Here is a 23,275-nt window from a genome sequence, read left to right on the forward strand (position 1 = left end):
GGACCAGCCAGCACACCCCAGCACGCCCACGCCCACCAACAAGATCAACAAACCCCACCAAGATCACCAACAAAACCCACCGGTGGATCCAGGTCGGACGCGGTGAAGGGAGCCTTCAGCCCACCACCGGCCCACCCACGAACAAGACACCTTTGCCTTACCCCTCAAGGGAACCGTACGAGGTCAGGGCCGCCAGGTGTCGTTCAGCGCCAACGTGCAGCCACTCGAAGCGGTACCCACGCGATTGGCACCCGATTCCCAGGTGACGGTGCCGCCCTCCTTGCGGATGTACTTGTACTGGAAGGCTGCCCCCTTCGGCAGAGAGACCTTCGCTGTCCACAAAGGATAGGCGGCGGACGACAGCGGGACGGCGTTCGCCGGGTTCCACGCGCCGAGTTCGGCGCGGTCGCCGACGACGAAGATGTTCTGGCCCCACGAAGTCGTGGCGTTCACCGTGAACTCGGCCGAAACGCCGGAGCACGCCGCGCTGTACCGCTGTTTGACCACCGACGGCGTCTCGACGGGCGCACCGGCGTCGATCGAATGCGCCAGCCGGACGAACTGCGCCATCGACCAGGCCAGCGGTGTCGCCGCACCGGTGCCTTCGCCGAAGGTGAAGCCCCCGGCACTGGGCCGGTCCCAGACCTGTTCCGGGATCAGGAAACCGGAGTTCGCCGAGGCGGCCATGGTGGACAGGTGCGTCGTCGCCGGGCGGCCGTTGGCCAGTTCGTATTCTCCGCGTTCACCGGTGAGCAGCGGCCACAGCCGTCCGACGCCGGCACCGGTGTAGGGACCTCCGGACGCGGTCTCACCGTAGCCGTCATGGTTGTATCGGTACCACATCGGGCCGTTCGGGGTGTCCACCTTGAGCGTGGAGTCCACCTCGGACAGTGAGGCGGCGACATCCGGATCGGCGGCCGGTTTCACCCCCAGCCGCACGAGATCGAGGAAGCCCGCGTCGATGATGGCGCGCTCGTCGTGGTTCCCGCCGCCGTTCTGCAGGAAGACGTTCTGGCCGTCGTTGGGATTGCCGTTTCCGTCGATACGGTGGAAGTACCGGCCGTCGCCGAGCGGGCCGGACGTGGTGAACGTCCAGGCGCTGACCTGCGCCTGCCATTGGTCGGCGGTCTGGCGATAGCGGGCGGCGCTCGTGGTGTCCCCGTTGCGTTCGGCGATGTCGGCGGCGCAGATCAGCCCGGCGATCTCCGCGGCGATGGTGGACGGCGAGTAGCCGCCGTTCTCCTCCCAGCGTTCCTGCGGCGTGGAGGGACCGCGTGCGAGCAGGAAGTCCGCGGACTTCTTCACCTTCGCCCACATCCCCGCGTCGAACCGGCTCAGCTGCCACGCGAGCACGATCGGGAAGGCGACCTCGTCCATCTGCAGGCTGGTCCAGCAGTTGGTGCCGTCGAGCCGGGTGTTCTGCGGGAAGGAACCGTCGGGTCGCTGCTGGACGGTGAACAGATAGTCGGCCGAACGGTTGGCCGCCGCCGAGTCGCCCGCCGCGATCTGCGCGGTCGAGACCTGGTAGAGGTCGCGAGCCCAGACGGCGTGGTAGCCGCAGTCCCCCGTGCTGTTCGCGTCTTTCGCCTCACCCCACGGATTGGTGAGCGAGGCGACGTTCGCACCCGGATAAGTCTTGTCCTCGTGGGCCTTCAGCGTCATCAGCGCGACGTTGTACTGCGTGGTCAGGCCGGCACCGCTGACCGACCGGGGCACTGCGGCCAGCGACGAGAGATAGCCGCTCCAGCCGGACCGGTACGCGGTGTCCGCCGCCGCGAAACCACCCGCGAGCGAGGCTGACGCGTTCGCCGACGCGGCGCCGCGATCACCTCCGAAACCGACCGCGAGCGTGAAGGTGGTGTCGGTCCCCACGGGGATCTGCCCCAGCTGCACCACGTTCCCCGGCGTCGAGGCCGAGTCGTATTGCGCGCCGAGAACGTGGTCTCCGCTCAGATCGACGTAACCGTCACTCGCGGTCCCGCTGTAGCCGCTGGTCGCCTTGACGAAGCCGGTGGAGGCGGCCAAAGCGCTGGACACCGGCCCGTCCGAAGCGACCAGCTGCCCGCCGGAGGTGGCGCCGGTGTCCCCCATGCCGCTGTTGTTCAGGGACGGGTTGTACAGCGCGTACAACTGCAGCGGGCCGCCGCTGAGCACCTCGAACCTGGTCTGGATCAGCACGGTGGACCGGGCCGGGTCGGCGGTGTGGGTCTTGGTGATGCGGTAGCGGCCGTCGGTGGCGGTGTTGATCTGCCGGTAGCTCAGCGAACGGGGATCGGTGAGCACCAGCTGTTTGGTGGTGTGATCGCGTTCCAGCTGCGTGAAACTCGCGCCGTCGGACACCACGTACTGCAGGTCCTGGACGTTGGCGACGTCCACGGTCGGGTAGTAGATCTCGTGGCTGATGCCCTGGCCGAGGGTGAACCACACCTTCGACGCCGCGCCGGTGGCGGTACCGAAACCTTCCTTGCCCCCGGTCGTCCAGGCCGATCCGGTGCCCGGTGCGCCAGGCGCGTCCGCCAGTGGCGCGGCGCTCACCGGCGTGGCCGCCAGGAGCGCTGCCGCGGTCAACAGCGCGACTGTCGCGCGACGCCGCTTCGGTGACTTCATGAGGGGTCCCTTCCCACAGGCTTCATCGACGGCAGGATTTGTTGTTAGCGGCAACTTATTACCTGACCGTCGCGCCCGGCAGGGCCGATCGGAGTAACCGGACCACTCAGACCGGTGGTCCGGTCGTCTCAACGACCGGCGCAGCGATCCGGCCCCGCCGCGAGAGGCGACGGGGCCGGATCGGGGATTCCGCGGGATCAGCCGACCGGACGCGGCTTGAGGTTCACCTCCACCGTGTTGCCGGGGCCGGAGGTGACACCGGTGATGATGTCGTTGAGGAACCCACAGCCCTGCAGCGGCGGCAGGGTGTAGGACCCGCTGAGCTTGCCACCGGCGAGCGGGTCGAAGCCGGCCTTCGACTGGAGCGGGATCTGCGCAGGCGTCTTCGTCTGGCATTTCGCGCTCGCCGAGACCGGGAAGCCGAAGACGCTGATCCGCGGCAGTTTGACCGTCACCGCCGAGGTCGACTTCAGCACCCCTCCCGCCAGCGTGCCGGTGGTCTTGCCCGCCGACACGAACTCGATCTTCGCGTTGACCGGGACGAAGCCCCAGAGCGTGAGGTTCGCGCTCGTCGGGTTCAGCGTGAGGTCGGCGTCGAAGGTCCCGTTCGACAGGCTGATCGCGGCGTTGATGCCACCGCGCAGGTCGATCGGGCCGGTGAGCTTCTTCAGCTGTGTCTTGCCGGTCAGGTCGTAGCTGTACTTGACGATCGGGGACGTGTTCGGCTGGGTCTTCGCCGTGACCGGCGCACTGGCCGCCGACTTGTTCCCCGCGGCGTCCTTGGCGACCACGGTGAAGGTGTACTCCGTGTCGGCCGTGAGGCCGTCCACCGTCGCGGAGGTTCCCGTCACCGACTTCACCAAGGTGCTGCCGTTGTAGACGTCGTATCCGGTGACGCCGACGTTGTCCGTCGCGGCTTCCCACGCGAGGCTCACGCTGGTCTGCGTGGTCCCGGTGGACCGCGGGTTGCCCGGCGCACCGGGCGCCTGCGTGTCGGGCGCGCCCTGCGTCCGGACGGTGATGGCGGCGCTGGGAACCGACGCGTTGCCCGCGGCGTCCTTCGCCACCACGGTGAACGAGTACTCCGTGTCCGGCGCGAGACCGTCCACAGTGGCCGAAGTCCCCGTCACCGACTTCACCAAGGTGGCGCCGTTGAAGACGTCATAGCCGGTGACACCGACGTTGTCCGTCGCCGCGTTCCATTCGAGGCTCACGCTGGACTGCGTGGTCCCGGTGGAGCGCGGGTTGCCCGGCGCACCGGGAGCCTGCGTGTCGGGCGCCGCCTGCGTCCGCGCCGTCGCCGCGGCACTCGCCGCCGACGCGTTGCCCGCCGCATCCTTCGCCACCACAGTGAACGAATACTCCGTGTCCGGTGCGAGACCGTCCACAGTGGCCGAAGTCCCCGTCACCGACTTCACCAGCGTCGCACCGTTGAATACGTCGTAGCCGACGACACCGACGTTGTCGCTCGACGCGTTCCAGGACAGCGCGACGCTGGACTGGGTCACGTCGGTCGTGGCGAGACCGGCCGGAACGCTGGGCGCTTCGGTGTCGGGGGCCGTGGCGGTCCGGGCGGTCACCGGCGCGCTGGGCTCCGACTTGTTCCCGGCCGCGTCCTTGGCCACCACGGTGAAGCTGTATTCGGTGTCGGCCGCGAGACCGTCGACGGTGGCGCTGGTTTCCGTCACCGACTTCACCAGGGTGGCGCCGTTGTAGACGTCGTACCCGGTGACACCGACGTTGTCGCTCGACGCGTCCCACGCCAGGCCGACGCTGGAGGCCGAGGTACCGGTCGAGCGCGGGTTGCCCGGCGCACCGGGAGCCTGCGTGTCGGGCGCCGCCTGCGTCCGCGCCGTGGCCGCGGCACTCGCCGCCGACGCGTTACCCGCCGCGTCCTTCGCGACGACGGTGAAGCTGTACTCGGTGTCCGCCGTCAAACCGTCGATCGTGGCCTGAAGTTCCGTGACCGACTTGACGACCTCGGTGCCCTTCAAGACGTCGTAGCCGGTGACGCCGACGTTGTCGCTCGAAGCGTCCCAGGCCAGCGTCACGCTGGTTTGGGTGGTGCCGGTCGAGTGCACGTTGGCCGGCGTCGTCGGCGCCTGCGTGTCCGGGGCCTTCGCGGTCCGAGCGGTGGCGGCCGCGGTGGCCGGCGAGACGTTGCCCGCCGCGTCCTTCGCCTTGACGGTGAAGGCGTACTCCGTGTCCGGGGTGAGCCCGTCGACCGTGGCCGACGTACCGGTCACGGACTTGACGACATTCGCGCCCTGGTAGACGTCGTACCCGGTCACGCCGACGTCGTCGGTGGCGGCGCCCCAGGACAGCGCGACGCTGTTCTGGGTGACGTCACCGACCGTCACGGCACCGGGGGCCGAAGGCGCGGTCGTGTCCGCGGCCGGGGTGACGGTGAAGGTGTGCAGCACGTTGGCCTGGCCGTTCGCGGGAGTGCAATCCGCGACGAACGTGCCGAGGCCGGTTTCCGCGCCGGAGGCCGTCAACGGCGTCATGGTCAGCACCAGGTCGTGCACCGACAGCGTGGCCGTCCCCGGCTTGTCGAACCGCAGCGACGGCGCGGAACCGGTCGCCTTGATCACCAGGTCGTTGCCCTTGGGCGGGATGGGTTGCTGCGGAACCGCGGTCGGCACGCCGACCGCGAGATGCCCCTGCGGGCTGGAGACCAGCGAAGTGGCCAGCGCCGATCCCTTGATGGTCTCGGCACCGACGAGCCGGAGCCCTTCGGTCGCGGTCGCGCCCGCGTTGGACACGGCCGTGATGTCGATCTTGGGCGTGAACTGCCCCACCGGGATCGAGTCGGGCAGCGTGGCGTTGATGTCGACCGTGACGTCCTGGTTGCCGATCAACGGGAACGGGCAGCTGTAGACCTGCCGCAGCGGCGGGTGGTTCCCGGTGCCGACAACGGCTTCCGGGGCGACCGGCGAACCGGTCACCGTGTAGGTCTGCAGGACGGTCTCGGCCCCCGCCGCCAGTTTGCAGTCCGAAGTGAAGGTGCCGAGGCCGGTTTCGGTGCCGTCGGCCTTGAGCGGGGTCATCACCAGCTGCAGGTTGTTCACGGCGAGCGTCGCGGTGCCCGGCTGATCGAACCTCAGCGCGGGCGCGCTGCCGGTGGCGTTCACGACGAGGTCGTTGCCCGCCGCCGGGATGGGCTGCTTCGGCACGTCGGAATCGACCTTCACCGTCATCGCGCCCTGGCTGCCGGGCATCGTCACGGTCGAGGTCGCCTTCGCGGTGCCCTTGATGGACTCGGCACCGACGAGACGCAAACCTTCCGTCGCCGTTTTGCCCGCGTTGGACACGGCGGTGATCGCGATGGCGGGAGTCATTTTCCCGGTCTCGATCGTCGAAGGTTGAGTGGTCTTGATGGTGACCGAGACGCTCTGATCACCGATCAACGGGAACGGGCACGAGTAATTCTGCGTGAGCTCACCCGGAGCCGCCGAACTGGTGCCCGAGCCGATCGCGAGACCCAGTGCCACCAAGGCCGCCGTGCTCACGACGGCGATGCCCCCGGCCAGTCTTCGACTACGTCTTCTGTGTTTCACAGGTCCCTCTCCAACACATAGACCACACCCGCCGCAACCATCGGACAAACGATTAATGCCCGCTTTCACGGGCTCTTCCCAGCGGGCGCGTGTGCACATTTACGGGTATGCCACAGGGAATTAACACACCCGCGAGGCTCGACAGGCAAGCAAAATCACAGAGGCCGCGCGACCATTCCCGGTCTTTGTCATACGCGGTCGATTCACCGTTCGCGAATCTGTCAGCCACGCCCCCAAAACGCCCGCCGTCACCCCCGGGCGGATGGTTACTGGCCAACAGGGCGGCGACCGGGTCAGCCCATCCGGTCGGAGAGGATCTCGCCCAAGACGCGGCGCGCGTTCACGGCTTCCTCGTCGGCGTGCCCCCTCGTCCGGGCGCAGGTGACCAACGTCTTCCAGAGCGCCCAGCCGCGACCGCGCGCCCACGTCCCAGCGTCGACCGCGAGCCGTCCGCGGAACGCCTCCCTGCCGTCGGCGGTCAGCAACGTCCAGGCGATCGCCAAGTCGCAGGACGGATCGCCGACGCCACAGGTGCCGAAATCGATGACGCCGGCCAGCCTTCCGCCCTCGATCAGGAGATTCCCCGGAGCCATGTCACCGTGGAACCAGCGATCCACTCCGTGCCAGGTGGCGTCGAGCGCGGTCTTCCAGATCTCGCGGGCCGCTCCGGCGTCGATGTCGCCGTCCAGCTTGGTGAGCGCGCGCTCGACCTGCGCGTCGTAGGTGCGCAGGGTGGCTCCCCGGAACCAGTTGTGCTTGCCCGGCTGAGGGCCGTCGACGGTATCGATGCTCTGCAACGCAACAAGGAAATCGGACAGGTCGAGAGCGAACCGGACCGGGTCGGAGATACGGTCGGCAGTCGCGGGTTCGCCGTCGAGCCATCGGTAGACGGACCACTCGAAGGGATAGCCCGCGCCAGGACGTCCCTTCGCCAGCGGGACCGGAACGGGCAGCGGCAGCCGGGGAGCGAGCAGCGGGAGCCAGCGCTGTTCCTTGTCCACCGCCAACGCGTACTCGGCGGCGCTCGGCAGCCGCACCACCATGTCCTCGCCGAGCCGGAAAGTCCTGTTGTCCCAACCGGACGCGGCCACCGGACGCACCGGAAGACCGGCCCACTCCGGGAACTGCGCGTCGACCAACAGGCGCACCTGCGTCACGTCGACGGTGATCCGCCGCGGCATCGGACCGAGATCAGGCGTTGTGCTCTTTGCTCGGGAGGAATCCACCCACCGAGTCTCGTCGTGCCGTCCAGCGATATTCGACGGACTTCCGGCCCGGAGTGGGGCAGGCTGAAGTCCGCGCGAAAAATTCGGCGCGAGGTCACCACTGCCGCGGGTTCGAAGGCGCTGGTCTGGATCGGGGCAACGCTCCACCACGTGTCACCGGACTCGACGATGTTCGGAGAGCGCCTCACCGACGGCTCCGAGCGACTTCTTCCATCCGCGCTTGGCCGCCTCGACGAGCGGTAGGTACTTGCTCAGTGCCGGCTGGGTCTGGCAGCCCAAGGGCTGGCTTCATCGTCGAAGACATCGTGATCAGCACGTCCACGGAGGAAAATGACCCGGACGGCCCCGACGGCCTCGCGCCCACCATGCTGGCCCGGTGGTCAGCCACCACCCGGACCTTCGTCTGGCGTCGTCGACTGGACAAGCCGGTCGGCGACGTCGTTCCGCTCTCAGGCAATTTCCTTGCCCTGTACGGCCACCCATGCCTCTACGACGGGGACACCGGAGACCTGCTCGGGGAATGGCCTGGCCTGACCTCCCGACAAGGTGCACCGGCCCCGGACCATGATCAACGGAGGATCAGGGACACTCAACGTCCCCGATCCTCCGTTGATCATGGTCATGCCGCCCAAGCCTGGCCGCAGACATGCCGAGTGGGGAGGATTCCGGACGTTGGACGTCCGGGATCCTCCCCTGTCACAGGTATCGGCCAAGAATCCAACGCGACGTGTCGCTAGCCGAGCGTCCAGTACACCGCGTGCGACTTTCCGGCCGAGTTGGCGGCGGTGCCGACGACCCGGCTGCTGTCCGTGATCCGGTATCCCTGGCTACGGGTGCCGCCGGGCAGCGTGCCGAGCTGCCTGCGTTCCCCGTCCCGGAACCAGACCGTGGCCTGGCTCCGGAAAGTGCCCACCGCCGTGCCCTGGGAGTCGACCGCTTCGGCGTCGGCGCCGAGACCGTCGTCGGGCAGCGCGATGACGTCGCCATCGAGGTCCCAGAGCAGGGCCGATCGGCGAGGCGGGTAGAGGTAGCCGGAGCCGACCACGTAACCGGTGGGGCCGATCCCGTAGATCCACACCGAGTGGGGGCTGGGCCAGTCCATGGGGTAAATCGCGCCGTCCCGATCCCATTTCGCCGGGATCGGAGGCCCGCTGCTGGTCTCGCGCAGGGATCCGGCGGCCACGCCGTCCTTGTTGATCCGGCCCGCACCGCTGCTCACGCCCTGTGGCGCCGTCTCGGTGATCGGCCCGCCGTTCACCCACCGCGCGGCCTGGTTCGCCGCGGACCGGACGGCGCTGCCGACGATGATGGTTCCGTCACCGGAGATGCCCTCGGTCATGCTCCAGGTCTCGCCGGGCAACGCACCCAGATCGGTGGCCACGCCGTCCGGGTCCCAGCGGAACCCGTGGAACTGATTGTCCGGCGTCAGCCAGTTCCCGACGACGACGTCGGTGTCGCTGATCGCCCACGCGGTGGCGTTGTGATAGCCGGGCGGAAGCTGCAGCAAGGTCACCTGGCCCGCGGCGTCCCAGCGAGCGGGCACGGCGGTGGTCGCGGTCAGCACGTAACCCGCGGACACGCCGAGTTCGTTGATGGCACGCACTTGCCCTTCGGTGCCGCCCGGCGTGGGCAGCGCCATGATCTGACCGTTGGCGTCCCAGCGAACCGGATGGCTGCGCTTCGGGGTCGGCCCCACGAGCGACAGCCCCACCATCTCCCCCGCCTCGTTGACCGCGAGGACCGTACTCTCGTCGTCCCCGGGCAACGTGCCGAGATCCACCGGCCCCGTCGTGGTGGCCCGCGCGGTCCCCGTCACCGCGCCGGTGACCACGGCGAGCGCCGCCACCAGCGTGAACATCCGTCTTCGCCCGACCGGCACACGATTCCTCGTCACGATGACTCCCCAATCCCGATCCAGTGGTGTGCGATATGCGGACCCCGGAGCGACACTAATGCACTCGCTTAACGAATCGCTCCGCCTCGATCGCGTTCACACGAACAGCCGACCGGGCCCGTCGCACGGCCGAACCTCTTGACGGACAACGAATTTGACCGCCGCGCGCACCTGTCGCCGAAAACCAGGCACATTCTTGACACAATAAGCACGGACGCCCCGGAAAATGCCGTCGGGAAATACAATCGGACGGCGGCATTCGTACGTTCGGCCGTGTCAGGCGGTATCCTTCGGCGATGCGTCTGTTCTTCTCCGCCGGAGCGGGTTACAGCCATATCGCCCCCTTGCTGCCGCTGGCCCTGGCGGCACAGGAGCGGGGCCACGACGTCGTGTTCGCGACCGGGGAGAGCGCGGTCGAGCACTCGCGCGTGCACGGCTTGCCGACGATCGGCGTGGACGGGCAGGGCGACGAGGCGGCCGCCCGCCGGGCCTGGAGCAGGTACTCGCCCGCCGAACTCGCCGAGATGTCACCGGACGAGAAGCTGACGTACGTGGTCACCGTGATGGCCGAGACCGGGGCCGGTTCGAGAGTCGGCGAAATGCTGACGTCGATCCGGGAGCGGCGGCCGGATCTGGTGATCGCGGGCGCCGCCGAATTCGCCGCACCCGCTGCGGCGGCCATCGCCGGTCTGCCCTATGTGGTGCACGGGATCGGGCCGCCGAAACCCGCCGCGATCATGGCGGGCGGCTGGCGGGCGCTCGACCCGATCGTCAACCGCTTCGGCCTCGACCGGTTCCCCGCGCACGACACCGTCCCGTATCTGGACATCTGGCCGGAACCCTTGCTGCCACCGGGAATCACCTGGGATCACCCGATCCGCCCGCCGGTGCGCCCGGAGGGGGTCCTTCCGGCCGGGGGAAGCCGCCCGGACGTCCTCGACGGGCTGCCGTACGACAAGACCGTCTACGTCACGGCGGGAACCTCGCACAACACCCGGCCGGGTGTACTGGAGACCATGATCTCCGCGCTGCACGGCGAACGGGTCAACGTCGTCGCGACCATCGGCCGCGACGGTGACCGGACGCGATTCGGCGCTCAGCCCGACGGGGTGCGTATCGAGAACTTCCTTCCCCAGCAACGAATATTGCCGTATGTCGACGCGGTCGTCTGTCACGCGGGGGCGGGCACCGTGCTGGGCGCGCTCGCGCACGGCGTGCCGCTGGTGGTCTCCCCGCTGGCCACCGACCAGTTCGACATGGCCGCCCAGGTCGACGGCGCGGGCGCCGGCGTACTCACCGATCCGGGCTCCCCTACCCGGACCGGCATCCGCGACGCCGTCCGCACGGTGCTCGACGACCCCGCGTACCGCGCCTCGGCCGCGTCCCTGGCCGCGTGGATCGCCGCGATGCCGGCACCCGCCTCCGTCCTGGAACAGCTGCAGGAGTACGTGAACTGACGCCGTCAGGTGTTCGCGCCGAGCCGGTCCGTCCGCACGAGATCGGCGAGGAGCGCGGCCTGCTCCCGGCGGTAGGCCTCGACGTTCGCCAGTTTGACGTCCTCGTAGCCGCGAACCAGATCGGGCAGCTCGGCCAAGGCCAGAAGCCTGCCGCGATCGGCGTCCTCCGTGCCGAAAGCGGCGAGGATCGTCTCCCGGTACTGCCCGACGAGTTCCCGTTCCACCTTCCGGACGTGCGCCTTGCCAAACGGGTCCCAGCGCGTGCCACGCAGCTTCCGCGCGGCGCGCAGCGCGACGAACACCGGGCGGAACTTCGGGCCCAGCGCGATCTTCCGCTTCATCCCCAGCGCGCGGAGCACGGGCGGATGCAGGCGGTAGGCGTAGTGGCTCCCGACGCCGAACTCCGCCTCGATCCCGGCGAGCACGGCGGGATCGAGCGACAGCCGCGCGACCTCGTACTCGTCCTTGTACGCCATCAGTTTGTGCAGGTTGCGTGCCACCGCTTCGGTGACGGCGGTCGAATCCCCTTCCAGGATCCGGACGCGCTCGACGAACTCGGCGTACTCCCGCGCGTAGCGAACGTCCTGGTACTGAACGAGTTCGGGGACGCGGATGTCCAGCAGCCGCGCGAGCTCCGAACCCGGCTCGGCGTGCACGAGCGCGCGGGCACGCAGGGCGGCCGCCGACGGGGCGGGGGTCGCGGCGACGGCCGGCGGAGCGACCGCGGCGTGCAGCCCGTCCGGATCGGCGACGAGCTGCCTGCCGCGACGGAACGCCTGGAGGTTGCCCGCGACGGCGACCCCGTTGAGTTCGATCGCGCGTTCCAGGCTGGCCGCGTCCAGCGGGATGGCGCCGGTCTGATGCGCCGCGCCGAGCTGGAGGATATTGGCGAACTGGTCGTCGTCGAACAGGGTTTCCGCCAGCGCCCGCGCGTCGAGCGCCACGGTTCGCGCCGTGCTGTCGGAGATCGCGCCCCGCACCGCCGCCGCGTCGGGGAAGGACACCGTGGTGTCGACGACCATCCGGCCGGTCGGCACCTCGGTCGTGGAGACCACGGCCGTGGTCCGGCCGGGGTCCGCCACCGTCAGATGCGCCGGATCCGCGCCGACGAGGACGTCACAGGCCAGGTAGAGATCGCATTCCCCCGCCGCGAGTTTCGGGGCCTGCGGCGTTGGCTCGGCGGTGATCTTCAGATCCGAGACGACGGCGCCGCCCTTCTGCGCGAGCCCGGTCTGGTCCAGTGTCCGGACCTGCTTGCCCTCGATCACCGCGGCCGTGGCGAGGATCTGCGCGACGGTCACGACGCCCGTCCCGCCGACCCCGGTGATGCGCACGGTGAAGTCGGGACCAGCGGTCTCGGGCTCGGGCAGTTCGGCCGCTGTGAGCTCTGCGAGCCGCGCCCGGTGTTTGCGTCCGGTGGGCACCACCGTCATGAACGAGGGGCAGTCCCCCGCCAGGCACGAGTAGTCCACGTTGCACGACGACTGGTGGATCGCGGTCTTGCGGCCGAACTCGGTGCTGACCGGCTGCACGGACAGGCAGTTCGACTTCTCGCCGCAGTCGCCGCAGCCCTCACACACCCGCTCGTTGATCACGACCTTGGCGGCCGGGGTCTCCAGTTTGCCGCGACGGCGTTTGCGGCGCTTCTCGGCGGCGCATTCCTGGTCGTGGATGAGCACCGTCACGCCGGGAACGCGGGCCAATTCCTCTTGCGTGCTCAGCAATTCATCGCGGTGCCGGACCTCGACGCCGTCCGGCAGACGGACGCCGCGAAGCCGCTTCGGCTCGTCACTGGTGATGACCACCTTCGCGACGCCTTCGACCAGGAGCAACGACGCCAGCCGGTCCACCGAGAGCCCGCCGACGGCGTCCTGCCCGCCGGTCATCGCGACCGTCGCGTTGTACAGGATCTTGTAGGTGATGTTCACCCCCGCGGCCACCGCCGCCCGCACCGCGAGGCTGCCGGAATGGGTGAACGTGCCGTCGCCGATGTTCTGCACGAAATGCGAGGCGTCGACGAACGGCTCCATCCCCAGCCACTGCGCTCCCTCGCCACCCATCTGGGTCAGGCCGACCACGTCCCCGACCTGTTCCGGCTCCATGAACAGCGCCATGGCGTGGCAGCCGATGCCGCCGCCCACCACCGTGCCCTCGGGCACCTTGGTCGAGGAGTTGTGCGGGCAGCCGGAACAGAAGTACGGCGTCCTGGCCAGCAACGGCACCGAGATGCGCTCACGGCGGCGGCGCTGCCGCCACGCGGTCACCGACGGGATCTCGTGGTGCTCGCTCAGCCGGGCGGCCAGCACCCTCGCGACGGCGTCCGGGTCGAGTTCGCCGAGTTCGGTGCACAGGGTGCGGCCGTCCGGGCCGGTCTTGCCGTACACGGCGGGCGCGCCGGCGGTGCCGTACAGCACCTCCTTGATCGCCGACTCGACGAACGAGCGCTTCTCCTCCACCACGACGATCTCGCTCAGGCCGTCGGCGAACCGGCGGATGATCGACGGTTCGAGCGGATGGATGACGCCGAGTTTGAGGATCCGGATCCCATGCCGGGACAACGCTTCGGCGTCCAGGCCGAGCAGCCGCAGTGCCTGCATCAAGTCCAAATAGGACTTTCCGGCGGTGACGATGCCGACACGGTCCGCGGGGCCTTCCTGGACGATCCGGTTGATCCCGCTCGCGCGCACGTATTCGACGGCCAGCGGCACGCGTTCGGTGTACAGGCTGCGTTCGAGCGCCATCAACGTGGTCCCGAGCAGGCGGGAGCTGGGCTTGTGCCGATACGCGGGCAGCGCCAGCTCCGGCGCGGTCCACCGTGGCCGGACGTGGGCGGTGCTCGCGGCGTCGGCCACGTTCGCCACGAGTTTCATCGACGACCACAACCCGCTCGCCCTGGACAGCTCGACGGCGTGCAGCCCGAAGTCCAGCACGTCCTGCGAGTCGGACGGGAAGAACACCGGCATGGCCAGGTCGGCCAGCGCGAGCTCGGAGGCGCACGGCACCGAGGAGGACTTGGCGTTCGGATCGTCGCCGACGAGCGCCACCGCGCCGCCCGCCGGGTCGGTACCCGCGAGATTGGCGTGCCGCAGGGCGTCGGTCGCCCGGTCGAGGCCGGGTGCCTTGCCGTACCAGAACCCGGTGACCCCGCCACGCGACGAGCCGACCGACGCGGTCAGCTGGCTGCCCATGACCGCGGTCGCGGCGAGCTCCTCGTTCAGGCCGGGGCGGTGCACGACGTCGTGCTTCTCGAGCAGGACGGAGCGGCGGCCGAGTTCGAGGTCGTACCCGGCCAGCGGGGACCCTTCGTAGCCCGAGACGAACACGGCGGGGGACGCCCCGGCGGCGCGGTCGTGCCGCACCCGGTCGAACAGCATCCGGACCAGGGCCTGGACGCCGCTGAGGTAGACGGTGCCGTCCTCCCGCAGATACCGGTCCTCCAACGTGAACTGCTCCACCAGACCTGCCTCCTTCGGCACCCCCGTGCGACGTCACGACAGGAGACCCGACCGCGCGGGCCGTCGCAACAGGCGGCAGTCTATTGACCCCCGGCGCGCAAAAAATCCGGCCCATCTTCTCCTCTGGCCGATATCCGTTGCGTCTGCGTACCATCTGGCTCATGGCGGACCAGCTCATCGACGAGACCGATCGCGAGATCCTCGAACTCCTGCGGGAGGACGCCCGGCGCACCCTGGGCGACATCGGGGCCCGCGTCACGCTGTCCACCGCGGCGGTCAAGCGCCGGATCGACCGCATGCAGGAGAACGGCGTCATCGTCGGCTACACCGTCCAGATCGACCACGCCAAACTCGGCTGGGGCATCGAGGCGTTCACCGAACTGCGGTTCACCGGGACCACCAAGGTCGGCGAGATCGTCCGCACCACCACCCGGATGCCCGAGGCCCAGGCGGTGTTCACCATCGCGGGCGACCCCGACGCGCTCGTCTGGCTGCGGGTGCGGGACATGGGCCACCTGCAGCGCACCATCGACGAGATCCGGCGACATCACCAAGTGACCGGCACGAAGACTTTGATGGTGCTGGATTCCTGGACGCGAGGCCAGCAGTGGCCGTACCCCGGCGACGTCTGAGCGCTCACGCGAGTTCGCCCTCCAATCACGCGTGATCGCCCTCCAATCACACGTGTCCGCTTCCCCGCAGCAACCGCTCCCCCGTCCGCGCGAGGTACTCGCCGAATTCCGCCGGTTCCTCCACCGTGAACCCGATGTCGGTGAGCGTCAGGACGACCGCCAGCCACTCGAAGGAATCGACGTACGCGACATAGCGGCACCTGTCGTCAGCGAGGGCCTCGAAACTCCCGTCGATCCGATGAAGCCGGGCCGCGGCCTCCTCGGCACCGACCTCCAGGGTCAGCGTGATCCGGAGGGATTTCGGGCTGTGGAAGCGTTCCTGGAGATGAGCCGCGACGTCGTCGACAGGGAGCGCGCGCGGCTCGAACGCCACCTGGGTCATCAACGGCGTGGCGATCCGGTCGAGCCGGAAACTCCGCCAGTCCCGTCTGTCGAGGTCCCAGGCGTAGAGGTACCACCGCCTGCCGAGCTGCACGAGACGCATCGGCTCGACCGTCCGTGACGACGGGCCGTCCTTCCCCGTGTACGCGAACTCGAGGCACCGGCGAGCCGCGATCGCCGCGGCCAGGACGTTCAGGACGTCCTGGGCGACCCGCGGCTGTTCACCGCTCCCGAACTCGACCGCCGCGAGCATTTCGTCCGTCCGCCGTCGCAGCGCCGCCGGCAGGACGCGCCGGAGTTTCGCGGCCGCGCGGTCGGCCGATTCGGCGGTCAGGTCCACGCCGGTTCCGCCCGCCGCGGCGAGCCGCAGACCGAGCACGGTGGCGATCGCCTCGTCGTGTTCCAGCATGAGCGGCGGCAGCGCGGTGCCCGCGACCAGCCGGTAGTTGCCTCCCGGACCGCGGCTGCTCTCCACCGGATAGCCAAGGCCGCGAAGGTGGTCGATGTCGCGGCGGAGGGTGCGCGGCGGGACTTCCATGGCCGTCGCGAGTTCGGCGGCGGGCCACGCCCGGCCGGATTGCAGGAGCGACAGCAGCCGCAGCATCCGTTCCCGTGGTGCCGTCACAACGCCTCCCCGCTAGTTGTGGCCATAATCCGGCCACAACTCATCGTAGCCTCGATTCATGGCGAAAGTTCAAACTGACCGAGGCCGGTGGATCACGGTGGAAGGAGCGCGAACGCACAACCTTCGCGACATCTCGGTGCGGGTGCCGAAACACCGGCTCACGGTGTTCACCGGCGTGTCGGGATCCGGGAAATCGTCGCTGGCCTTCGACACCATCGCGGCCGAAGCCGAGCGCCTGGTCACCGGTACCTATCCCGCCTTCGTCCGGAACCGGCTCCCCCAGCATCCGCCCGCCGATGTCGACCGGATCGACGGGCTGGTCTTCACCACGATCGTCGATCAGCGGCGGTTCACCGGCAACGCGCGGTCCACCGTGGGCACGGCGAGCGATATCGCGCCGTTGCTGCGCCTGCTGTTCTCCCGCCTCGGAAAGCCGGGCGCCGGGTTCTCCCCCGCCTACTCGTTCAACGATCCGGCTGGCATGTGCCCGCAGTGCGAAGGGCTCGGCGTCGTCGACGACATCGACCTCGACCGGCTGCTCGACCGCTCACGAAGCCTGCGCGAGGGCGCCGTGCGGTTCCCGACGTTCGCCCCCGGGACCTACCGCTGGAAACGGCTCGTCCACTCCGGACTCGTCGACCCCGATGTCCCGTTAGGACGGTTACCTGCGGCGAAGGTCGAAACCTTGCTGCACGCCGAAGCACTCCCCCTCGACCAACCCGGCGCCGAATACCCCAAGCACGGCCGCTTCGACGGCATCGTCCCGCGCCTGCGGGATTCGTACCTGCGCAAGACGCCGTCGCGGCTCACGGCCGAGGAACAGGAAGGGCTCGCCGGAGTCGTCACCCGCGGCGTCTGCCCGGAGTGCGCGGGAACCCGCCTTTCCGAAGCAGCACGCGGAAGCCTGATCGACGGCCGGTCCATCGCGGACTGGTCGGCCATGCCGGTCGGCGAGCTGCGTGACGTCGTCGCGGCCGTGCGCGATCCGTCGGTGGCGCCGCTGCCGCAAGCGATCCGTGAACGGCTCGACGCGCTGGATTCCGTGGGGCTCGGCTACCTCAGCCTGTCCAGGGAGTCGAGGACGCTGTCCGGCGGCGAGGCGCAGCGCGTCAAGATCGTCCGCCATCTCGGCAGCGCGCTCAGCGACGTCTGTTACGTGTTCGACGAGCCCAGCACCGGCCTGCATCCGCACGACGTGCACCGCCTTCTCGAACTGCTGGCCAGGCTTCGCGACGCGCACAACACGATCCTCGTGGTCGAACACCATCCGGCGGTCATCGCGGCCGCCGACCACGTCATCGACCTCGGACCGGCCGGCGGTGACGGCGGCGGACGCGTCCAGTTCGAAGGCGGCCCCGGCGAACTCGTCACGGCCGGTACCGAGACCGGGCGGATCCTCGGTGCCCCGCTTCGCTTCCGAGAGCGGACCCGCGTCGCGCGAGGCGCCGTGACGATCTCCGGCGCCCGCAGCCACAACCTCCGTGACGTCACCGTCGACGTGCCGCTCGGCGTCCTGACCGTCGTTTCGGGTGTCGCGGGCTCCGGCAAGAGCACCCTGATCACCGGCGAACTCCCGCGGCAGCATCCCGATTTCGTCGTCGTCGAGCAGGCTCCGCTGCGCGGTGGCATCCGGTCCACGCCTGCCACGGTGCTCGGCATCGCCGAGCCCATTCGCGAAACCTTCGGAAAGGCCACCGGGAAACATCCGTCGTGGTTCAGCGCCAACGGCCGCGGCGCCTGCCCGGTCTGCAAGGGAAAGGGCGTCATCATCACCGATCTGGCGTTCCTCGACGACGTCCAGACAGGCTGTGACGCCTGTGGCGGCACCCGGTTCAACCCGGAGGCGCTCGCCGCGCGCCTGAACGGCCGGACCATCGCCGACGTCCTGGCGATGAACCCGGCGGACGCCGCCGCCCTGTTCGGCGAGCCGTCCGCCGTCGGACGACGGTTGCGCTGGCTGGACCGGGTCGGACTCGGCTACCTGACGATCGGGCAAAGTCTCGACACCTTGTCCGGTGGCGAAAGGCAACGGCTGCTGCTCGCCCGTCACCTCGCCGACGCCGGCCCCGCGGACGAGCTGCGTCTGGTCCTCGACGAACCCACGGCCGGACTGCACGGCAGCGACGTCGACCGGTTGCTCACTCTTTGCGACGAACTCGTCGACGCCGGCGCGACCCTCGTCCTGATCGAACACGACCAGCGGGTGATCGCGCACGCCGACCACGTCATCGACATCGGACCGGGCGCGGGTGCCGACGGTGGGACGGTCGTGTTCGAGGGGACGCCCGCGGCGCTGGCCGAGGACTCCGCGTCACTGACCGGGCGTCATCTGCGGACGCGTTCCCGGCGCCGGACGGCGCCGGGAACACCCACCCGCCCGGGAACAGTTCCCGGGCGAGCGCGATGATTCCCCATCGGGCTTTGCCCGACACGCCGGTACCGAACAGTTCTTCGCCCTGTTTCGCGTGATCTAGCCGACAAGTTCACATGCCTTGTCGGCCTTCATCGCCTTGTCGAGGCCTGGAACGTCGCCGGTCTTGATCTCGGGTGCGTGCGAAGCCAGATCGACTCCGCTCAGCATGAGGGCGGACTTGGCGTATTCGACGCCGCCTCGCGGCAGCAAGGTACGGAACTCGGTCACGTCCCCGTGCAGCTTCCGGTAGAACGCCAGCTCGCCCGCGGCCAGTTTGTTGGCGTCCTGAGCGGGCGGAGCGACCTGCGGGAGCTTCTCCAGCCCTGCTATCGCCGCGGTCAACGCGGTGTCCAGCTTCTTCAGCGAGTCCGCCGCCTTGGGCAGATCCGCCTCGGTCTTGATGTCGTACCCCTTCGCCATGGTGTAGACGATCAACCGCATGTCCTTGACCGCGCCGCAGTACCCGCTCGCCCAGGAGACCAGCGCGGGATCCGGGCCGGTCGGAGACGGCGGCGGCGGTGCGGGCGCGGGTTCCGGCGGGTTCGAGCCGCAGCCCGCGAGCAGGCAGCCGGCGGCGAGCGCCACGGTCACTCGAAGGCGCATCGCCGTCCGGCTCTTCATCCGGCAGAGCGTAAGGCCTTCGGACGGGACCGGTCCCGGTCGGTCAGCGACCGGCGTCCTCCTTCTCGACGACCTTGGTGAGGAAATGCTGCTGGCCCAACGTCCACACGTTGGTGGCCAGGAAGTACAGCAGCACCCCGATCGGCACCGGGAAGAACGCTCCCGAGACCAGCATGCCGACCGGCGCCAGGTACATCATCAGCTTGGTGATCCCGGCCGCCTCCGGAGCGGTCGCGGTCTGCCGCGCGAGTCCCGAACGCATCGAGAAGAACGTGGCCAGGCTCGCGATCAGCATCAGGGGCACCCCGACGGCGATCATGTGGACGTGGTCCGTGCCGAACGCGGCCAGTTCCGCCGCGGGTTGCGAGAGCCAGTTGCCGAGCTTCGCGCCGAACAGGTCAGCGTTCAAGAACGACTGCACACCGGCGTGGTCGAAAACGTGGTTCGAGGCGGCTCCCGGAGTGAAGTCGCGCAGGACCCAGTACAGCGATAGGAACACCGGAAGCTGGATCAGCGACGGAAGACAGCCGCCCAGCGGATTCGCGCCCGTTTCGGCGTGCAGTTTCTGCATCTCCTTCGCCATCCGCTGGCGATCTTTGCCGTACTTCTCCTTGAGCTCCCGCATCCGGGGAGCGAGCGCCTGCATGCGACGGCCCGCGCGCAGCGCGCTGAGAGCGGGTTTGACCAGCAGGAGACGCAGTGTGAAGACGAGGAACACAATGGACAGCACCCAGGCGACGCCCGAGTCGGGGCTCGACACGGCACCGAAGACCTTGTGCCAGAACCAGAGAATCGCGGAAACGGGGTACAGGAAGACATCGAACATGACCAGGTCACTCCGTCGGTCGAAGGTATGCGGGCAGGAGTGACTGCCTCACCTTCGAACGAGAAAGGTCAGGCAGTCGCGATGCCCTGTGACGGAGCCCTTGGCCGGACACGGCCACGCGCGTCGGGATCACGCAGGCTCAAGAACAGCTGCGCGCGTTCGCGCAGGCTGATGGCGCGCACCCGCATCGCGGCGGCCGCCGGTTCGAGGCGGAAATGCGCCGCGAGCGCGAGCAGGACGGCGGCGAGGGACGCGGTCAAGGCGGCGGCCAGCCCGAGCGGGTTGGCGACCGCCACCGACGCCGTCAGCGCGGTGGCCAGGCTCAGCGGGTTGATCCCGCCGACGACCGGGAGCACGACGAACAACTCGGGCAGGAACAGCGCAAGCATCAGCTTGAGCCGCACGCCGAAGTAGGTTCGCTCCACGTCACCGACACTACCGGAGATATTGCGTTGCGTGATTCCCGAGGGCGCGGGCAGTCTGTCGAAATGGGTCACGTGGAGGTCGCGCACGTCGAGTACCACCTGCCCGACGGGCGGCTGCTCCTCGACGATGTCTCGTTCCGGGTCGGGGAGGGCAGCGTCTGCGCGCTCGTCGGCGCCAACGGGGCGGGCAAGACGACCTTGCTGCGGCTGATCTCGGGGGAACTCTCCCCCAGCGAGGGCTCGGTGACCATCAGCGGCGGCCTCGGGGTGATGCCGCAGTTCGTCGGGTCGGTGCGTGACGAACGGACCGTCCGGGACCTGCTCGTCTCGGTGTCGCCGGAAGCGCTTCGCGCCGCCGCCCGCGCCGTCGACGAGACCGAACTCGCCTTGATGGAACGCGACGACGAGGCGAACCAGATGGCGTACGCCCAGGCGCTCGGCGACTGGGGCGACTCTCGCGGCTACGAAGCCGAAGTCGTGTGGGACAAGTGCACGACGGCGGCGCTCAACCTGCCGTACGAGAAAGCGCGCTGGCGCGAGGTGCGCACGCTGTCCGGCGGCGAACAGAAGCGGCTGGTGCTGGAGGCGCTGCTCCTCGGCGGATCCGGCGTCCTCCTGCTCGACGAGCCGGACAACTACCTCGACGTCCCCGGCAAGCAGTGGCTGGAAGAGCGGCTGCGCGACACCCAGAAGACCGTGCTGTTCGTTTCGCACGACCGGGAACTCCTCGCACGGGCGGCGAAGAAGATCATCAGCGTCGAGCCCGGTCCCGCCGGCGGCGACGTCTGGGTGCACGGCGGCGGCTTCGACACCTACCACCAGGCGCGCGCGGAACGGTTCGAACGCTTCGAGGAACTCCGCCGCCGCTGGGACGAAAAGCACGCCCAGCTCAAGAAACTCGTCGCCGACATGCGTCAGTACGCCGCGCGCAGCGACGAAATGGCCTCGCGCTACCACGCCGCGCAGACCAGGCTGCGGAAATTCGAGGAGGCGGGCGCGCCCGCCGCTCCCCCGCGCGAACAGAAGATCACCATGCGCCTGCGCGGCGGCCGGACCGGCGTCCGCGCCGTCACCTGTGAAGGGCTCGAACTCAGCGGCCTGATGAAACCCTTCGACCTGGAGGTCTTCTACGGCGAACGGGTCGCGGTGCTCGGCTCGAACGGCTCCGGCAAATCACATTTCCTGCGGCTGCTGGCGGGCGAAGACGTCGCGCACGAGGGCCGGTGGAAACTCGGCGCCCGCGTCGTCCCCGGCCACTTCGCGCAAACGCACGCCCACCCCGAACTGCTCGGGCACACGCTCGTCGATATCCTCTGGACCGGTTACGCGCGCAGCCGCGGGCCCGCGATGAACATCCTGCGCCGCTACGAACTCGACGGACAGGGCGACCAGCGATTCGAGAAGCTGTCCGGCGGCCAGCAGGCGCGGTTCCAGATCCTGCTGCTGGAGATCGGTGGCGCCACCATCCTGCTGCTCGACGAACCGACCGACAACCTCGACCTCGCTTCGGCGGAAGCGCTGCAGCAGGCGCTGGAAGCCTACGAAGGCACCACTGTCGCGGTGACGCACGACCGGTGGTTCGCGCGCTCCTTCGATCGGTACCTCGTGTTCGGCTCAGACGGGAAGGTGCGCGAAACCGCGGAACCGGTGTGGGACGAGCGGCCGGTGCAACGCGCGCGGTGACCCAGTCGGGCTAGGAACGGCGACACACCAACGGGAAGTGTCTTCGGCGGCTCCGTCGTGTGTTTGAATGCCGCCGCGTGCCCGCATCGTCCCAAGGCTGGAGTTTCCCGTGGAGGCCGCTGTCATCCCCTTCGCCATCGCGGCCTTGTGCTGCGCGGCGTTCCTGGTGAGTTTTCTTCGGGACCGCCGCAAGTTGCGGAACGGCTTCTACCTCTTCTTCGCGCTCCTCTTCCTCGGCGTGACGTTCATCGCGCTGCTCGCGTCGGTGTCGCCCGAGGCGGCGGGTTTCGTCGCGGTCGGCGTGATCCTGCTGATCATCCCGACGGTCCTCGCGCTGACGATCTTCCTGATCTGCAACGGCATCACCATGCTCCGCCGCGAAGGACGCAGGCTGGCCAACGTCCTTTCGCTGCTGACCGGGATCGGTGTCTGCGCGCTGATCGTCTTCAACGCCACCGTCACGCAGCTCGCTTGGGAACCCCTAGACATCGTGCGGGGCATCCTCAATGGACTCGTCGTCTACTTCTCGTTCCTTTTCGTCTGCTTCCTCCTTTACTCGATCTTCTACGGCCGCATCCGCACCGAGAAGGGTGTGGACTTCGTCGTGGTGCTGGGTTCGGGGCTGCTGGACGGTCACCGGGTCCCGCCGCTGCTGGCCGGACGGCTGAACCGCGCCCGGCGCGTGATCGACGCCGAAGCCCGCCGCGGCGGGGAACCGATGGTGGTCACCTCGGGCGGGCAGGGCCCCGACGAAGACCTGCCCGAGTCCCACGCCATGGCGGAGTATCTGGTCGAGAACGGTGTGCCGAGGGAGCGGATCCTGCTCGAGGACCGGTCTCGGACGACGTTCGAGAACCTCACCTTCAGCGCCGAGATCATGGAGGGACGGAAGGCGGACTACCGGTGCACGGTCGTCACGAACAACTTCCACGTGCTCCGCGCCGCCCTCATCGCCCGCCGCGCCGAGGTGAACGGCCAGGTCATCGGGTCACCGACGGCCTGGTACTTCTGGCCGAGCGCCACCATCCGCGAATTCGTCGCCATCGTGGTGGAGCACAAGTACAAGAACCTGGTGATCTGCGGGCTCATCGTGCTTTCGCAGGTGTCGCGCGCCTTCTCGTGAGTGGTGCCGACCGGGCTTCAGTGTCCACAAGGACACTTTCCGTCGATGGGATGTCCGATTGATGCCTTTGCGCACGTTTTCACGTGGGGTCGGTTATTGCGGGGCAAGGCAGGTGGCCCGGATTACATGAGCGAGCTTGTCGAAGAGGGGCAGCGCGATCCTGATCGTCCACAAAGGACACTGCCTCAGCCTAAAGTGACCGATTTGGGAACTTTGCGCATCTTCGCGCGGAGGTCGTGAGTGGCAAGTAGGGTTCTAACGACATGTCTGAGTTCAGGACATGTCGGACAGTTGATGTTTCAGGACCTCACGGACACTGACCGGCCTGTCGGCGTGGTGACCAGGGC

General features: G+C 68.8%; 14 protein-coding genes. 5 read left to right on the top strand and 9 right to left on the bottom strand.

Features of this window, described 5'->3' with window-relative positions:
- Positions 1–183 precede the first annotated feature (183 nt).
- From ACIRGA_RS38730 to ACIRGA_RS38745, 4 genes are all read right to left on the bottom strand, one after another.
- Positions 184–2,607 carry a glucan 1,4-alpha-glucosidase gene (locus ACIRGA_RS38730; protein ID WP_400951618.1) on the bottom strand — a complete coding sequence of 808 codons (2,424 nt, stop codon included), beginning with the start codon at positions 2,605–2,607 and terminating at the stop codon, positions 184–186.
- Positions 2,608–2,804: 197 nt separating this feature from the next.
- Positions 2,805–6,119, bottom strand: coding sequence for a fibronectin type III domain-containing protein (locus ACIRGA_RS38735; RefSeq protein ID WP_400951622.1), 3,315 nt, complete (start codon positions 6,117–6,119; stop codon positions 2,805–2,807).
- A 341-nt stretch (positions 6,120–6,460) separates the two neighbouring features.
- Positions 6,461–7,348, bottom strand: coding sequence for an aminoglycoside phosphotransferase family protein (locus ACIRGA_RS38740; RefSeq protein ID WP_400951626.1), 888 nt, complete (start codon positions 7,346–7,348; stop codon positions 6,461–6,463).
- 778 nt (positions 7,349–8,126) lie between these two features.
- On the bottom strand, positions 8,127–9,251 hold the full coding sequence (locus ACIRGA_RS38745; RefSeq protein WP_400951671.1) for an HAF repeat-containing protein: 1,125 nt from the start codon (positions 9,249–9,251) through the stop codon (positions 8,127–8,129).
- Positions 9,252–9,583: 332 nt separating this feature from the next.
- On the opposite strand from ACIRGA_RS38745, the gene ACIRGA_RS38750 reads away from it, so the two are divergent.
- Complete coding sequence (locus ACIRGA_RS38750; protein WP_400951632.1) at positions 9,584–10,744, top strand: glycosyltransferase; 1,161 nt, start codon at positions 9,584–9,586, stop codon at positions 10,742–10,744.
- 5 nt (positions 10,745–10,749) lie between these two features.
- On the opposite strand, the gene ACIRGA_RS38755 is transcribed toward ACIRGA_RS38750, so the two are convergent.
- Positions 10,750–14,199: an indolepyruvate ferredoxin oxidoreductase family protein gene (locus ACIRGA_RS38755; RefSeq protein WP_400951636.1), complete on the bottom strand. Its 3,450-nt coding sequence runs from the start codon at positions 14,197–14,199 to the stop codon at positions 10,750–10,752.
- Positions 14,200–14,360: 161 nt separating this feature from the next.
- Here ACIRGA_RS38755 and ACIRGA_RS38760 point away from each other — a divergent pair, with 161 nt between their 5' ends.
- Positions 14,361–14,831: an Lrp/AsnC family transcriptional regulator gene (locus tag ACIRGA_RS38760; protein WP_400951639.1), complete on the top strand. Its 471-nt coding sequence runs from the start codon at positions 14,361–14,363 to the stop codon at positions 14,829–14,831.
- A gap of 46 nt (positions 14,832–14,877) precedes the next feature.
- On the opposite strand, the gene ACIRGA_RS38765 is transcribed toward ACIRGA_RS38760, so the two are convergent.
- Entirely contained in the window at positions 14,878–15,837 is a 960-nt protein-coding gene (locus tag ACIRGA_RS38765) for a helix-turn-helix transcriptional regulator (protein WP_400951642.1), read from the bottom strand.
- A gap of 58 nt (positions 15,838–15,895) precedes the next feature.
- Here ACIRGA_RS38765 and ACIRGA_RS38770 point away from each other — a divergent pair, with 58 nt between their 5' ends.
- Complete coding sequence (locus ACIRGA_RS38770; RefSeq protein WP_400951646.1) at positions 15,896–18,244, top strand: excinuclease ABC subunit UvrA; 2,349 nt, start codon at positions 15,896–15,898, stop codon at positions 18,242–18,244.
- Positions 18,245–18,307: 63 nt separating this feature from the next.
- On the opposite strand, the gene ACIRGA_RS38775 is transcribed toward ACIRGA_RS38770, so the two are convergent.
- From ACIRGA_RS38775 to ACIRGA_RS38785, 3 genes are all read right to left on the bottom strand, one after another.
- A complete protein-coding gene (locus ACIRGA_RS38775) occupies positions 18,308–18,871 on the bottom strand; it encodes a hypothetical protein (RefSeq protein WP_400951651.1) in 564 nt (187 codons plus the stop codon).
- 43 nt (positions 18,872–18,914) lie between these two features.
- Positions 18,915–19,697 (bottom strand): membrane protein insertase YidC, encoded by a 783-nt coding sequence (gene yidC / locus ACIRGA_RS38780; RefSeq protein ID WP_400951655.1) that lies wholly within the window; start codon positions 19,695–19,697, stop codon positions 18,915–18,917.
- 68 nt (positions 19,698–19,765) lie between these two features.
- A complete protein-coding gene (locus tag ACIRGA_RS38785) occupies positions 19,766–20,122 on the bottom strand; it encodes a DUF6412 domain-containing protein (RefSeq protein ID WP_378371084.1) in 357 nt (118 codons plus the stop codon).
- Positions 20,123–20,185: 63 nt separating this feature from the next.
- Between ACIRGA_RS38785 and ACIRGA_RS38790 the strand changes: the two genes are divergently transcribed.
- Positions 20,186–21,805 carry an ABC-F family ATP-binding cassette domain-containing protein gene (locus tag ACIRGA_RS38790; protein WP_400951661.1) on the top strand — a complete coding sequence of 540 codons (1,620 nt, stop codon included), beginning with the start codon at positions 20,186–20,188 and terminating at the stop codon, positions 21,803–21,805.
- Between the two features lie 109 nt (positions 21,806–21,914).
- Positions 21,915–22,928: an ElyC/SanA/YdcF family protein gene (locus tag ACIRGA_RS38795; RefSeq protein ID WP_400951666.1), complete on the top strand. Its 1,014-nt coding sequence runs from the start codon at positions 21,915–21,917 to the stop codon at positions 22,926–22,928.
- Positions 22,929–23,275 lie beyond the last annotated feature (347 nt).

The organism is Amycolatopsis sp. NPDC102389 (genome assembly GCF_044765885.1).
In the GTDB taxonomy this organism is placed as follows: Bacteria; Actinomycetota; Actinomycetes; order Mycobacteriales; family Pseudonocardiaceae; genus Amycolatopsis.